The 15,988-nt window shown below is 45.0% G+C and carries 10 protein-coding genes; 3 read left to right on the top strand and 7 right to left on the bottom strand.

What is annotated here, in order from left to right:
* Positions 1–87: 87 nt before the first annotated feature.
* The 4 genes from L4D78_RS27490 to fabB all read right to left on the bottom strand — a co-directional run bounded on the left by L4D78_RS27490 (position 88) and on the right by fabB (position 8,382).
* Complete coding sequence (locus L4D78_RS27490) at positions 88–4,215, bottom strand: FimV/HubP family polar landmark protein (RefSeq protein ID WP_428469864.1); 4,128 nt, start codon at positions 4,213–4,215, stop codon at positions 88–90.
* A gap of 339 nt (positions 4,216–4,554) precedes the next feature.
* Positions 4,555–5,568 carry an aspartate-semialdehyde dehydrogenase gene (locus L4D78_RS27485; protein WP_428469863.1) on the bottom strand — a complete coding sequence of 338 codons (1,014 nt, stop codon included), beginning with the start codon at positions 5,566–5,568 and terminating at the stop codon, positions 4,555–4,557.
* Complete coding sequence (locus tag L4D78_RS27480; RefSeq protein WP_428469862.1) at positions 5,565–6,737, bottom strand: 4-phosphoerythronate dehydrogenase; 1,173 nt, start codon at positions 6,735–6,737, stop codon at positions 5,565–5,567. The genes L4D78_RS27485 and L4D78_RS27480 overlap by 4 nt, the downstream gene beginning before the upstream one ends.
* A gap of 430 nt (positions 6,738–7,167) precedes the next feature.
* Complete coding sequence (fabB, locus tag L4D78_RS27475; RefSeq protein WP_428469861.1) at positions 7,168–8,382, bottom strand: beta-ketoacyl-ACP synthase I; 1,215 nt, start codon at positions 8,380–8,382, stop codon at positions 7,168–7,170.
* Positions 8,383–8,580: 198 nt separating this feature from the next.
* On the opposite strand from fabB, the gene mnmC reads away from it, so the two are divergent.
* Complete coding sequence (gene mnmC / locus L4D78_RS27470; RefSeq protein WP_428469860.1) at positions 8,581–10,680, top strand: bifunctional tRNA (5-methylaminomethyl-2-thiouridine)(34)-methyltransferase MnmC2/FAD-dependent 5-carboxymethylaminomethyl-2-thiouridine(34) oxidoreductase MnmC1; 2,100 nt, start codon at positions 8,581–8,583, stop codon at positions 10,678–10,680.
* Between the two features lie 98 nt (positions 10,681–10,778).
* Here mnmC and L4D78_RS27465 read toward each other — a convergent pair whose 3' ends face one another.
* The 3 genes from L4D78_RS27465 to L4D78_RS27455 all read right to left on the bottom strand — a co-directional run bounded on the left by L4D78_RS27465 (position 10,779) and on the right by L4D78_RS27455 (position 14,200).
* Positions 10,779–11,138 (bottom strand): hypothetical protein, encoded by a 360-nt coding sequence (locus tag L4D78_RS27465; RefSeq protein WP_428469859.1) that lies wholly within the window; start codon positions 11,136–11,138, stop codon positions 10,779–10,781.
* Between the two features lie 264 nt (positions 11,139–11,402).
* A complete protein-coding gene (locus L4D78_RS27460) occupies positions 11,403–12,569 on the bottom strand; it encodes a nucleotide sugar dehydrogenase (RefSeq protein WP_428469858.1) in 1,167 nt (388 codons plus the stop codon).
* Positions 12,570–12,802: 233 nt separating this feature from the next.
* Positions 12,803–14,200 (bottom strand): MBL fold metallo-hydrolase RNA specificity domain-containing protein, encoded by a 1,398-nt coding sequence (locus L4D78_RS27455; protein ID WP_428469857.1) that lies wholly within the window; start codon positions 14,198–14,200, stop codon positions 12,803–12,805.
* A gap of 272 nt (positions 14,201–14,472) precedes the next feature.
* On the opposite strand from L4D78_RS27455, the gene wecA reads away from it, so the two are divergent.
* Together wecA and L4D78_RS27445 are read left to right on the top strand one after the other, a co-directional pair.
* Complete coding sequence (gene wecA, locus L4D78_RS27450; protein WP_428469856.1) at positions 14,473–15,531, top strand: UDP-N-acetylglucosamine--undecaprenyl-phosphate N-acetylglucosaminephosphotransferase; 1,059 nt, start codon at positions 14,473–14,475, stop codon at positions 15,529–15,531.
* Positions 15,532–15,574: 43 nt separating this feature from the next.
* On the top strand, positions 15,575–15,988 hold a 414-nt coding region (locus L4D78_RS27445), incomplete at its 3' end, for a Wzz/FepE/Etk N-terminal domain-containing protein (RefSeq protein WP_428469855.1).

The raw sequence follows: 15,988 nt of genomic DNA, 5'->3' as shown, positions 1-15,988 counted from the left end.
CAAAAAAAAAAGCACCTTCAATTAATGAAGGTGCCTTTCGTTCGTCAGCATTGAAAGCGCATGAGAATATACGCAGTAAATAGGGCGCTATTTGCCCTGTAGCTTGGTGAGTAATGCCTGTGCTTCATGTTGGCTGCTTGTATCTCCGCGAGCAGCAACCTCTTCTAACAAGCCCATAGCGCCTTCCTGATCGTTCATTTCTAGGTACGCTTTAGCGAGGTCCAGTTTGCTCGCGTATTCACCATGACTATCAACATCATAACGATCAATGTCAGATAAAACATCTGGGAACTCATCCAAACCAACCTCTAAGTTCAGCGGGGTTTCATCAATCTCTTCACTCGCCTCTTGTGCATCTAAATCTTTCATTAGCTCATCAATACTGATGTAAGATTCAGGCGCTATTGAAGCGTGATTCTGCTGTTCACTTACAGGCACATTTACCGGAAGAGATTCTTCGGTGATCAGCTCACTACCGGCCTCATCAAACTCTTCTTCAAAGCTTACCTCATCCAAATCAGCCGCATCGTTAAGCAGTACATCCGTATCAAGCGCATCGATTTCATCATCTTGCACTTGCGGCTGATCCGCCCAATCTTCAACAGCCAATTCAGGTTCAGGATTACTTGTTGCCCAAATCTCAGAATCTTCAGCGGTCATGTCATCGCTAACATCCAATGACGTCGCCGCATTAGATTCTGGCATGGCTAGCAGCTGCTCACGCTCATCCTCGCTGGTTAGCGTGTTTTGCGGGTCAGAAAGCAACGCGTCCATATCCAAACCCGCTGAGTCCACCAGCGTCTGTTCCGGCGTTTCCATGGGTAGCGGTTGCTCATCAAACACAGGCACTTCTGCCGCTTGAGGTTTTAACCTTTGTTCAACTTCATACTGTTCCAGTTCGTGCTGTTCATCAAATGATGCTTGTAGTGCATCATCTTCACCGAATTCAGGCAGCATTGATGGGTCTAACGGCTCAAAAGCAATATCGGGTTCACCGTGCATTGAGTGGCTAGCCACTCCTTCATGATGTTCTGGTTGCTGCGGCTGCTCAGGCACTGCTGATGTGTCTTGAACGTCCTGTACTTCCAGCTGAGGGCTTTCAGCAGCTTCTGCTGCTAACTGTAGGTGTTTAACAATGTTATCAAGTACAGCTTGCTCTTCATCTTCACTAAGGTCTGGACCGGGACCTTCCTCTATCACCACATCCGCTTCAGGGTCGAACAATGCCGCGTCTTCATCGAATTCAGGTAAATCATCCAATGTTAACGGTTGCTCATCCTCAGTAGCACTTTGAGTGTCTGTCTTTAAATCTGAGCGATTTTGACGTTCTGCATCTTCTTGGAATAAATTTTCCAACATGTCAGCTTCTGCTAACGCTGTTTCTTCATCAAATATTGGGAAATCTTGATAACCGTCACCCGATAAAATCGCGTTAATATCAGTATGCTCATCAACCTGCCCAGGCTCAGTAGCATCAACCACTGGCGTTGCAGCTTCTGATACTAGCGCCTCCGAGACTGACGGCTCTGGCATTGTCGCTTCTGATAGTAGTGCTTCTGGTGTTGCGGCCTCTGATATTGCTGTTTCTGATAATAGTGCTTCTGATAGCGGTGCTTCTGCTGTTGCGACTTCAGATAGCGGAGCTTCTGAGATGGCCATTTCAGCTACATCGTCAGCGGCAAGCATGGTGTCTAGTTCATCAATAGGCTCTGCGGCCGTGTCATCGATAGCACTGGTATTCTCAATGGATTCGAGCAACTCATCGACTGTCTTGCCAATTGTCTCAATTTCATCTGCATCCTCTACAGAGTCTGATGACAAAATGCCTTCAACATCGGCGATTAGCTCATCAAAATCTAGGTCAACATCGACATCTGTTTCATCACTAGCCGCGGTCTCTTGTTGTTCATTTAACGCAGGGGCTTCCGTTGGCGGTGGCTCTGGCTCTGGCTCTGGCTCTGGCTCTGGCTCTGGCTCTGGCTCTGGCTCTGGCTCTGGCTCTGGCTCTGGCTCTGGCTCTGGCTCTGGCTCTGGCAGGTTAGCCTCATAAGGCGTTGATTCACCACTATGTTGCGCTAAGATATCATCCAGTAATTCTGTACTGCTCGGCTCCACTTCAATATCATTGAGATCGACAACCGGCTCTAACTCATCGTCCTCGAAACTTAATGGCTGCGCCTCTTCAACCGACGGCGTTGAGGGTTCATCTAAGTCAGCCACCAGCTCGTCAAGTAATGCAATGCTGTTTTCATCGATGACAAGATCGGTATCAAGCGCATCCCCTTCATCTTCATCACCAGCTAACAGCTCATCTAATAAAGCCGTGCTGTCTTCTTCAAGCTCAATCTCTGCGCTTAAGTCATCACCGTCATCCTCAAGCATCTCATCAAGTAAAGAGGTGCTATTTTCATCAAAAATAGACTCAATATCATCTTGAGACATAACTTGAGATGCCGGCGTTTCAGAGGACTGCTGAGCTTCGCTCGCCAAAAGTTCATCAATATCTTGTAAATCAACATTGTCAAAGTCTGCAGCGCTATCAAGATCTGTACCTGAACCCGTCAACATCTCGGCATCTGCCAGTGCTTGATCGACAGCAGAGTCTTGTGCCAATGTCTCTGAGCTAACGCTATCAAACAATGAATCTAACTCAGACTGACCAACCAGCTGTTCAGGTTCAACCTCTTTGCTAACCTCAGGTTCCGCACGGTTGTCATTACGTTTATCTTCCTGCTCAACTTCTGATAGCAAATCATCAAGTAAAGACTGATCAAGCAATCCATCTTCAATGCCCTGATCATCGAGTTCATTCTCAAGGGCAAAATCATCGTTACCATCAGAAAGGTCGAAACTGTCTTCATCATCGTCAGTTTGCAACGATTGTTCCCACATCGCCGCCAACATTTCATCAGAACTTGGCTCTGATTTCTGTTCAATTTCGTCCAGCGCGCGCTCCATATCCTGAAGCCCTATCGCTTGATCATCACCTTTTACAGATATACTGCTTGGGCCAAGTCCGCTGTCGATTTCAAACTCATCACCACTCGATGTTGCATTTTCATCATTTGAAAACAAGCTGGATTCAGGATCATCAAACAATGAGTCATTGTCAGATGAAAACAAATCGCCAAAATCATCATCATCGCTGAGTGCCAGATCAGGCATTGCCTCATCCGTTGCAGCAACAGGTGGCGCAACCCTAGCAGAATCCGCGACTGGCTCTGGCGCATCCAATGATTTCACATCATCAATTTCTTCTTTCCGACGACCGAATAAGAAGTAGGCTAATAAACCCGCAATCAGCGAGCCCGGGATCAGAGCCATTGACGCCAGAATCCATGGGTTATCGATCATTCGATCAAACAGAGATGGCTGTGGCACAGCAGTAGATTGTGTTTGTGCTCGCTGCTGTACAATAAAGTCTTTAATTTGCTCTCGTAAGACCTCATCGTCACTGATTTGATCTTTTAATGCCGCCATTTCGTGCTGCATTTCAGCTAAACGCACACGCAACAAATGATTACTTTCTAGCAGCTTTGTCATTTGTTCATCGGAAGCATCAAGCTGATTTTGTAGCGCAATAGGTTTTGCAGGGATCAATACAGGCTTCGCTGGACTGACTTCGTCAGTGGCAGCCTTTGGCGCATTGATTGCTACTACTTGCGCTTTTTCAAGCTGAGGCACCAGTTCGGCAACAACTGTTGGCTCGGGAGCCACAGCAGCACGTTCAACCTTCGGGGCGGTTTGGGGTGCCGCTTTGGGCGCAGGGTTCGAAGAAGCTCGACGTACAACAGAGCGGCCTTGGTCCGCTTCAAGTTGCAGCTTGACGGCATCGGTATTTTCGCTACGGATCTGGCTTAATGACGGCATGTTCAACACACTGCCCGGCGTTAAACCATGGATGTTATTGTTTTCAAATGCCTGCGGGTTTGCCCGGTAAATCGCCCCAATCACCTGATAGACCGAGACTTGTGTTGTCGGACGGTTACGTGACGCGATTGACCATAATGTTTCGTTATTGGTGGTTGGCCCATAGCGACGGGTAGACGTCGTTTGCCCTGCATCATTTGATGGAGCCACAGAGGCAGCATTGGTTTGCAGCTCAGGTGATGGGCCAAGAATACGAACCGTATTCGCCTGTACCGGTAGTTGAATAGCGGTGGTGAGAAAAACCGGTAAAATAAGGCGTTTAATCATAGTCGATAAGTCAGACACTGCCCGTAGTCCTCTTTGGCAGAACAAAATAATAATCATTCATAATAATATCAATCGAGATAAGCTTTTGAGTTCTCCTGCGGGTTAATCACCTGCATTCGTGCTGATCTCGTTTGATTTTAGGGGGAATGAGCCCTGAATACGCATGATACAAGAATAATGGTTATCGGCCTATCAGCAATAAACTTAAGAGCAAGTTTGTGAGGGGTGTTCAGAAATCGTGGTTAGAAATGCTTCCTCACAATAAGCAATTGAACTCGATGATAAATTGCAACACAGAAACAAAAACGAGAACCATAAGGTTCTCGTTTATTTTTCAATTTACGTCACTGAAATCGCTTATAGATATTCTGCGATTAACGTTTCTGCAATTTGAACACTGTTGGTTGCAGCACCTTTACGTACGTTGTCTGCCACTACCCACATATTCAAGCCACATGGATGGCTGATATCTTCACGAATACGGGCAACCATAACATGGTCTTTACCCGTCGCATCACTCACTTGAGTTGGGTAGTCATTACCGTGGAAGACTTCAATACCTTCAGCGTTTTCTAACAAGCTGATCGCTTCTTCCACATGCACAGGCTGACATGTTTCAACGTGTACTGCTTCAGCATGGCCATAGAATACCGGTACGCGCACACAAGTTGGGTTAACTCGGATATTCTCATCACCCAAAATTTTCTGGGTTTCCCACACCATTTTCATTTCTTCTTTGGTGTAGCCGTTATCCATAAACTCATCGATATGTGGCAAGCAGTTGAATGCAATTTGCTTATCGTAGGCTTTGTTTTCCGCAGGTAGGCCATTTAACAACTTCGCAGTTTGGCCTGCCAGTTCAGCAACACCTTTTTTACCAGAGCCTGATACAGACTGGTAGGTCGCCACATTAATACGCTCAATACCGTATGCTTCATGAATAGGCTTCAACGCCACCAGCATTTGGATTGTTGAACAGTTCGGATTGGCAATGATGTTACGGTTACGATAATCCGCCAATGCGTGTGGGTTCACTTCTGGCACAACCAAAGGCACATCGTGTTCATAGCGGAAGCGTGACGTATTATCAATAACGATCACGCCCTGATCGGCAGCAATAGGCGCCCAGTGATCTGACGCTTGAGCACCAGCAGAGAAAATAGCAAGTTGTACCTGTCCCCAGTCAAACTCTTCTACGTTGGTAACACGTACATTCTTGCCTTTATAGAGCACGGTTTTACCTGCACTGCGCTCTGAAGCAAGCAAATAAAGATTACGAACAGGAAAATTGCGCGCTTCTAGTACTTCAACAATGGCTTCGCCAACAGCGCCGGTTGCACCGAGTACTGCAATATCAAATTCCTGGCTCATGGCCTTTCCTCTACTGTAAAACCTAATTTAGCCAGCGACTCTACCCCAAAATGGGCCTCGCCCGCTACCGTAATTGCACTATATTCGCGTCGATCCCAGTAATTTTTACGCAACTGGTCAAATGCTGAGGCCATTTGCTCGCTAGCATCTGCTGTTTGCCCGATTTTACGTCGAAATAGCGCATCATCTCGGCGTACATCATAAATTAGCTGAATCAAACCAAATAGGTCAGCCTCATCCCATTGCTTACTCAAAGCGACATAGGGAACAGGGGCTATAGGTAATAGGCTGGCTGCCGACACCTGTTTATCCAGTCCTAAAAATTCACAATAGCGGTTATACACCATTGTTGTACCGCGTGCCTTACCTTCAAGGCCATAGCCTGCGACATGCGGCGTGGCAAAAGCAAGCAAAGGTAATAGTTCGAGATCAACCAGAGGCTCTTGCTCAAACACATCCAGTACCGCAGTCAGCAACTTGCCTGCGCCTTGTTGGCTTTGTTGAAGCGCTCGCTTTAATGCTTGGTTATCAACAATCGGCCCACGAGCAGCATTAATCAAGATACTGTTTGGCAACATCGCAGAGAGAAAGCCTTCATCCACAAGGTGGTGGGTGGGATATTCGCCAGCACGGCTAATTGGCGTATGTAAGGTGATCACATCGCACTGTTGTAAAATCGATTCAACAGACTCAAATTCTCGGGTGTCGCCTTCAGCTTGCTTTATCGGGTCATTGAGCAAATAACGGATACCCAGCGCATCAAGGCATTTGGCTAAATAGCTACCGACATTGCCAGCCCCAATAATACCAATGGTTTTATCGAAAATGGAAAAGCCTTGCTGCTGACCTAGTACCATCAGGCTGCTGAGCACATATTCAGCAACACCAACTTTGTTACAGCCCGGTGCCGCCGTGAATGTGATCCCTTTTTCGGCCAATAACCTATCATCGACATGATCTTGCCCTGCCGTTGCCGTTCCGACAAATTTCAGCTTGTTGGCCTTCGCTAATAATGCCGCATTGACCTTCGTCACAGAGCGGATCATCAGTGCATCAATATCCACTAAATCATCAGCGGTTAAGCTACGGCCCGACTTGCTGATCACTTCGCCTAGCTGACCAAATAAATCAGCGGCATAAGGCATGTTCTCATCAATGAGAATTTTCATGGCGTATTCCTAAAAAAGTAAAGCCTTGTTACCTGAATATAAAATCAATGTGGATCTGTATCAGAAACAGGAAAGAATCGTGAGAGTAGGATTAATAAACATAACGGCCGTGTCAAGCCTAGAGGGAAACGTGTAAAAAGGTACGAGAAAAAATAAAAAACCCGACAAATGCTGTCGGGCTACATCCAGGCAATAAAAACACCGACTGCGATCATAGACAGATCCCGCAAAAGAAAATACTATTTACGCAGCTGATGTCGCGTCTGTTTCATTGGCAATGGCTATTGTGTTCACCTTCAAGAGTCTCCGCTAAAAGTCCTTTTAGGTAAAACATACGCCTGCGCCCCCTGGGAAAATGACAAAAGTCTTTCACAATCGCAGTATTCAGCAGCAAGTACTCGCGCTTCGCGAGTACTTGCGACTTTATTTTTTACGCTTCGTACTTTTTGATCACGAGCGTTGCATTCGTACCACCGAAACCAAAGCTGTTCGACATAACGGTTGTCAGCTCTTGCTCTCGTGCTTCAGTTACAATATCTAGACCTTCAGCAGCAGGGTCTAGTGTTTCAATATTAATGCTCGGCGCAACAAAACCATTTTCTAGCATCAAGGTTGAATAAATCGCTTCGTGTACACCTGCCGCACCTAATGCATGGCCAGTCATCGCCTTGGTCGCAGAGATTGCTGGGCTATTATCGCCAAACAGCTCTTGAATCGCCCCTAGCTCTTTCACATCACCAACAGGTGTCGATGTACCGTGTGTATTGATGTAATCAATCGGCTGTTCAAGATTTTGCATCGCCATCTTCATACAACGAACGGCACCTTCACCTGATGGCGCAACCATGTCGTAGCCATCTGACGTTGCACCATAACCTACGATTTCACCGTAAATTTTCGCGCCACGAGCCAATGCATGTTCAAGCTCTTCAACAACCAACATACCGCCACCACCAGAGATAACAAAACCATCACGGTCTGCATCATAAGTACGTGACGCTTTTGTCGGATCGTCGTTCTTTTTAGTTGATAACGCGCCCATGGCATCAAACATCATGGTCAGCGACCAATCAAGCTCTTCACCGCCACCTGCAAAGACAACGTCTTGCTTGCCAAGCTGGATAAGCTCTAGTGCATGGCCAATACAGTGTGCCGATGTTGCACACGCAGAACTCATGGTGTAGTTCACACCGCGAATTTTAAACGGTGTTGCCAAACAAGCAGAGACCGTTGAAGCCATCGTACGCGGCACCATGTAAGGGCCAACACGCTTTACGCCTTTTTCACGCAAAATATCAACCGCTGCAACTTGGTTGTATGATGATGCGCCACCTGAACCCGCCACAAGGCCAGTTCGGTCATTTGAAACTTGGTCTTCTGTTAAGCCAGAATCTTCAATTGCCTGCTCCATCGACAAATATGCGAATGCGGCTGCATCGCCCATGAAACGCATTTTTTTACGGTCGATATGCTCTGACGGGGTCATTTTTAAGTCGCCCCAAACATTGCTTCGCAGTTTATTTTCTGCAAACTGTTCAGAGAAAGTAATACCGGATTTGCCCGTTTTCAAAGACTCCAGCACTTCTTTTACGTTGTTGCCAATGCTGGATACAATACCCATGCCTGTAATTACGGCTCGTTTCATGATGAATTCCTACTGTCATTTAACGCGATTGATAATAACGGGTTTATTGTGCAAAAGTGGTCAGCTTTCCTTTTGATCAGGTACAATTGCCCGTAATTTCGTTTAAATATGGCATTCAACTGCTCATTCCCGGTTTCAAAAGCCCCTAAGTTGTTGCAATGCCACTGTTATACCAACTATGAGGTTTCTCTCTTGTCTATGACTCCGAAACGGCCTGATACGTCACAAGCCCGTATTGCCAATGCCGTCCTCGACTGGAATGATTCAGGTACCCCTGTTTCTAATGACTTTGATGATGTTTATTTTTCCAATGCCAATGGGCTGGAAGAAACCCGCTATGTCTTCTTAAAACAAAACGGCTTACCTGAGCGATGGCATGACTTTGACCGTCGCCGCTTTGTTGTCGCTGAAACAGGCTTTGGCACCGGGTTGAATTTTCTCGCCGTCTGGCAATGGTTTAAGGCTTTTCGTCAGGCAAACCCTGACGCTACGACCAAAGAGCTGCACTTTATCAGCTTTGAAAAATTCCCGGTCACTAAAGCGGATTTGATAAAAGCCCACGAATCGTGGCCAGAACTTGCTGAATTCGCTGAACAGCTGCATACCCACTACCCGCCTGCCGTCGCAGACTGTCAGCGTATTGTGCTAGAAGATGGCATGATCACCCTCGACTTATGGTTTGGTGATATCAAAGACTGTATGCCTCAAGTATGGACCAACGAGCAAGGCATTGTTGATACGTGGTTCCTTGATGGTTTTGCGCCAAGTAAAAACCCAGAGATGTGGAACCAAGACTTATTCAATGGCATGGCGAAACTGGCTAGAGTCGGCTGTACTACTGCGACCTTCACCGCTGCTGGCTTTGTTCGCCGAGGGTTGATTGAAGCAGGCTTTGAGATGAGCAAGGTCAAAGGCTTTGGTACCAAGCGCGACATGCTGGCAGGGAGTGTTGTAGAAAGAAAACATGGTACGAATACCAAACCTTGGTATGCCAGACAACCAGCATTAATGCAGAATAGTCATGATGATATTGCAATCATCGGTGGTGGTGTTGCCTCTGCCACAACGGCACTATCACTCGCCCGCCGAGGGGTAAATGTGACGATATATTGTGCCGATGAGTTACCGGCAGAAGGTGCATCGGGCAACCGCCAAGGCGCGGTATACCCGTTACTTAATGGATCTAACGATGCCCTGTCGCGCTTTTTCGCCCCCGCTTTTTTGTATGCCCGTCAATTTGTCGAGCAAGCAGCACTCAAGAAGGCATTTGCACATAGCTGGTGTGGCGTAACTCAACTTGCTTGGAGTGAGAGTGCCACGAGCAAGCTTGATAAAATGCTGTCTGGCGGCTTCCCCGAGGCACTTATCCGCCAACTGGATACCGAGCAGACCCAAACAATAACAGGCGTTACAACTGGCCATAGCAGCGTTAACTACCCACTGGGTGGTTGGCTGTGCCCGCAAGCACTTACCCGTGCTTTGCTTGAGCTTGCGATTGAAACTGGCCATTTAACACTAAAAACGCGGACCGATATTTGCAAACTCGAATCCAGTGAAAGCAAAAGAAATGAAGGCACGAGTGAAGATACTGATGAAGGAAGCCAAAGCTGGCGCCTGACCGATACTCAGCAGAAGCAATATCAGCACCAGTGTGTGATCGTCGCCAATGGTCACCGTTTTGCCGAGTTTGAACAAACTGAAACCATCCCTGCTTACTCAGTACGTGGGCAGGTCAGCCATGTCCCTACCAATGACGCATTATCCCAATTGAAAACAGTCTTGTGTTATGACGGCTACCTCACCCCGGTTAATACCAATGAGAGTGGCTTTAGCGGCACGCATTGCATCGGCGCAAGCTACCGCCGCAGCAGTACTGATTTAACCTTCAGTAACGATGAGCATAACAATAACAAGCAACGCTTGGTAAACTGCCTGCCGGACGTGAGTTGGCCGGCTGATATTGATATGTCAGACCATCAAGCCCGTGCTGGTGTGCGTTGCGCGAGCCGTGATCACCTGCCTTTTGTGGGGGACGTGTGCCAATACGACAATCTCATTGCGCAATATGCTGATTTGCGAGACAACCAAGACTCTGCCCAGCCTGTGCCGGTTTACCCTAATTTGTATGCCATGGTGGGTTTAGGCTCACGCGGTTTAAGTTCAGCCCCATTACTGGGTGAGCTGCTTGCATCGCAGCTCTGTGGTGACCCACTACCGCTGCCAAATGATGTTTTGGACGCACTACACCCAGGCCGCATGTGGGTAAGGCGTTTGGTGAGAGGAAAGCAGCTATCTTAAACGGAGCATGTCTCTTAAACGCACTGTAGCGAAGGCAGCTTGATATCAAGCGAAACTAAAACGAGAGGCAAAAGCCTCTCATTTTTTAAACATTAAAATCATTCAACAGCCGTTGTTACTGGTGGCGCCGGATCATCGCCGCCGCCACTGTCAGACACTGCAACTCCAATCACAATCGCAGCCACCCCCACAGCCAGTACTGTTGCGGTTAAGCCGCCTGCCGAAGCCGCAAATGCGGTGTCTACGCCAGCAGCCTTGCCTTTCGCGCCTGCGTCAGCAGCTGTAGAAGCACTTGATACCGAGCTTTGAGTCGTTGATGATGTTGATGTTGTAGAAGGCACCGTTGTCGTAGGAGGCGTAGCTGTCGAAGAAGAGGAAGTCGTTGCTGGCGTATCGGCCGCATGGGCTGACAAGCTCAACATTCCCAGTACAGCCAGCGCAATCACTGTTGTTTTCATAAAGCATCCCCACTATTCACTCACCTAACTACACCTAGCTACGCGAGTAACACTCTCTTATTGATATGTTTGTAATTATAGTTGGGATTGACTAAATTGTATGACAGAAAAGTGCTACTAACCACGAGCCATCATACCGATAGACATGCATTTATTAATAAGCTATTGAGCTAAAAAGAAAAGCGCAAGGTATATACCTTGCGCTTTTTTGAGAATCATAGGCTGAATTAACGTAGATTAGCCAGCTTAGTCTTAGTCTTAGTCTTAGTCAGCACCGAATAAATCACGGGTATAGACTTTGTCAGCAACATCTTCGAGCTCTTCGACCATACGGTTTGAAACAATGACATCCGACATCAGCTTAAACTCTTCGATATCAGCTATCACTTTCGACTGGAAGAATTCAGACTCTTTGAGTACCGGTTCAAATACCACCACTTTAATGCCTTTCGCTTTAACCCGTTTCATGATGCCTTGAATTGACGATGCACGGAAATTATCGGAACCCGCTTTCATGATCAGACGGTATACACCGACCACCTTTGGTTTCTTTGCGATAATAGAATCAGCAATAAAATCTTTACGTGTACGGTTGGCATCAACAATCGCACCAATAATATTGTTTGGTACTTCTTGGTAATTTGCCAGCAACTGCTTAGTATCTTTTGGTAGACAATAGCCACCATAACCAAACGACGGATTGTTGTAATGGCTACCTATGCGAGGGTCTAAGCCAACGCCTTCAATGATCTGACGACTGTCTAAACCATGTGCTTCAGCATAAGAATCTAGCTCATTGAAATAAGCTACACGCATTGCTAGATAGGTATTAGAGAAAAGCTTAACGGCTTCCGCTTCTGTTGAGTCGGTATATAAAACGTCAATATCTTCTTTGATCGCACCTTGAGCAAGCAAAGTGGCAAACACTTCAGCACGTTCAGACTTCTCGCCCACGATAATACGAGACGGATGAAGATTATCGTATAAAGCACGCCCTTCACGCAGAAATTCAGGAGAGAACATAACGTTATCAGTGCCAAGTTCTTGTTTTACGCGCTCTGTATAGCCCACTGGTACTGTTGACTTAATCACCATTACCGCATTTGGATTTATTGCCATAACATCTTTAATCACAGCTTCAACAGAAGAGGTATTAAAGTAATTGGTGACAGGATCATAATCGGTTGGCGTCGCAATAATCACAAACTCAGCATCTTTGTAGGCTGCTTGCTTATCAGTGGTTGCGGTAAGGTGAAGCGTCTTCTCTGATAAGTATTCAGAAATCTCTTTATCCTCAATTGGAGAAAGGCGCTGATTAATCAGTTCAACTTTTTCAGACACAATATCCAATGCAACAACTTCATTGTTCTGTGCGAGCAATACTGCATTTGAAAGCCCTACATAACCTGTACCCGCAACGGTAATTTTCATTACTTAACCTCGAAACTGAAAGCTATCCAACTTAAAATAAACGCATAAATACTCTAATTCACTAACCAACTGACGACAGCGCAATGGATAAAAATATCGGTATAAAGTTAAGTCAGAATGTTAATAATAAAATTCTATAAAAATTTCTCTGCCGACAAAATACTACCTTAGCGACTATTAAGGAAATCATTTTTATTGAAAATTAGAAATGCAAGACCGATCAATCCATAAGTTTACAATGATTGCTCAAAAGCCAATCGAATATCACAGTCTGGTTTGATTTTCTTTAGTTCTTTAGCCAGCGCCTTTTGAGATTGATAATCACCATGAACAATATGAATACGAGACGGTCCTTTTTCAATATTTTCAACAAATTGAATTAAGTCTCCTTTGTCTGCATGGGCAGAATACCCTGAAATACTGTGAATTTTAGCATTGACCTTAACAGAGCAATTATTAATGTTCACACGTGCTTTTCCCCGTACTAATTGAGCGCCTAATGTCCCCCTAGCTTGGTAGCCTACCATCAACACATCAGTACGTTCATCGGGTAACAATGCTTCTAGGTAATTCATTATACGACCACCAGTACACATCCCGCTGGCTGCAACGACAATTGCAGGTTCACCTGACACTTTTAACCGATTGACTAACGCCATGTGTTCTTGATGACTTTTAACCGTAATACACTGGGAAAAAGACAAAGGATGCCGACCACTAAGCACGCGTTGTTTTGCTTCTTTGGTCCATAAGCGCTGAAACAGTTCATACTGCTCGGTAATGTCAGCAGCTAATGGGGAATCAAGGATAATAGGAAGACGCTTCCAGTTAAGCGAAGAAAGGAGAGGATCAGACGGTGCGTTTAGCGGCTTTGTACAAGTCGGAAACTGAGCAATAATATTCTCTAGGTCAAATAAGAGCTCTTGGGTTCTGCCTACACTGAATGCGGGAATGAGGATCACGCCACCATCTTGTAATGAACGCTTAATCAGTAATTCCAAACGATGACTTCTTTCACAAATACTCTCGTGGTGTTTTTGACCATAGGTACTTTCTATCACTAAAGTATCAGCATGCTCTGGCGAGATCGGATCAACCAATAAAGGCGTGTTACAAGGCCCTAAATCACCAGAAAACACCACCTTTTCGTTATTTGGCAGCTCTAGTTCAATATAAGCGGAACCCAAAATATGGCCTGCAGGTTTAAAACACGCAACTATTCGCTCCCCATTCGGCAATGTGATGGGTGCAAGGCCGTTGTAAGGAACAGGACGAAGCAAACTGTTAACCAAATCGATGAAACTCGCACGCTGCTGACTATTGAGGTTAAGCTGAATTTTCAAACCATCATCAAGCATCAGTGGTAACAAGGCAGCAGTTGCTTCTGTCGCGTAAATCGGGCCTCGAAAGCCTGCGGCCAATAGCCAAGGTATTCGACCAATATGATCAATATGACAGTGGGTGATCAATAAAGCTTGAATATGTTCTGTGGGGAATTCAATGTTCAAAGAACGGTGAGATTCATCACCTTGAAACAGGCCGCAGTCAATTAGCACCCCATACTGACCCAACCGAAGCTCATGACAGGAACCTGTTACACCAGAACTCGCACCATGATGAATGATCTGCACGACGTTACCCTCAAAAGTTAATCAAGGGATAATGACAAAAGCAAACCGGAGAAGCAGCAGTACAAAAGCAATGCACGAGTGATATCACGAAAAAAAGAACGAGTGACTGATATGAAATCAAGTTCGTTGAATACACCTATCATCATTTCACCTAGAGGTGCGAGTACTAAATCAACGTCTCATATAGAAACAAATGAATACTACGTAGTACTTCTTCAAGACAAAAAATCTTGGTATGATTTGTAAATCATCATAACCACAATGTACTACCAATGTTTGCAGATTTCTTTTTCGTCTTTTTTTCTTCATTGACTGCACTATTTCTATTAAGAAAATTTGCAAAACGCATTGGGCTAGTCGACAAACCCAACAGCCGTAAGCATCACCAAGGTGCAGTTCCATTAGTTGGTGGCATCGCAATTTGCGTATGTCTAGCACAATACCTTTACTATCGACCAGAGCTACTTAACGACTCAGGGCTATATATATTTTGTATCGTGACACTCACCATAGTTGGCGCTATTGATGATAAATTTGATGTCGACTTCAAGCTACGCCTACTACTTCAAGGCGCCTTGTCGCTATGCATGATCTACTTTGCTGGTCTAGAACTGAATACGCTTGGAAACTTACTAGGATTTGGTCATATCAAACTTGGAGCCCTTGGCTACGTAATAACAATATTAGCAGTGGTTGGTGCGATCAATGCTTTCAACATGGTCGATGGTATAGATGGTCTTCTCGGAGGACTGTCAATTGTCACATTTGGAGCATTGGCTTATATTTTATATTTTGATGGAAGACCAGCACTAGGATACATTTTACTTATAATTATCGTAGCAATAATCCCTTATATCCTGTTAAACCTTGGAGCTTTTGGAAGAAGAAGAAAAGTTTTTATGGGTGATGCTGGTAGCATGATTATAGGGTTTACAGTTATTTGGATGCTATTACTTGCTAGCCAAGGTGGTCATAAACCCCCCCTTAGACCAGTAACTGCACTTTGGCTAATTGCAGTGCCTTTAATGGATATGGTTGCTATTATGATCAGGAGAATTCGCAGAGGTGATTCTCCATTTAAACCTGACCGTGAACACTTACATCATGTATTCCAGAGACTTGGGTTAAACTCAGTACAAACACTCATTACCATTTGTTCAATAGCAAGTGCATTTGCAATCTTTGGTATTTATGGTGAATTAGCCAATATTGAAGAATATTTAATGTTTTGGCTATTTATTGCATGCTTCATTTCGTACTTAATGATTTTAAATAACATCTGGGTCATTACAGCAAAGATAAAGAAAATAAAAAAAGTCTTTGTAGAATAGTGTCAGATTAATATGATTACAATATTATGAAAGGTTAATTCAATTGAACAATTTTGAAAATGAAAACATGTCAAATACAGATAGTGATATACCACAGAGTAATGAGATAAAAGATATGTATCTGACGCTTAAGGAAAGTAAATTATTAATAGGATTAGTCGTATCAATAGCATTTCTTCTCGCGCTAGCATATTCGATGCTAGCAGATGAAGTTTGGTCTACTGAAGCCAAAGTTATTCCACCACGACTCAATGAATATTTCCTTCTAAGCTCAGAGGTTAGAAAGTTTCAGCCATTATTCGAGAACAATGATGCTTTAAATACACAAAATTCAAGCAATCTACTGTTAGAACAAATTCAACCAGAAGAAATTTTCAATCAATTTGTACAAAACTTTAATTCGACGAGCAACAAACGACAATTTCTTATAAATAGCGAATACTTTAATGATTATATT

The organism is Photobacterium minamisatsumaniensis (genome assembly GCF_050336695.1).
In the GTDB taxonomy this organism is placed as follows: Bacteria; Pseudomonadota; Gammaproteobacteria; order Enterobacterales; family Vibrionaceae; genus Photobacterium; species Photobacterium minamisatsumaniensis.
The sequence above is the reverse complement of the archived record's forward strand: the minus strand, read 5'-3'. Positions and strand labels throughout refer to the sequence as shown.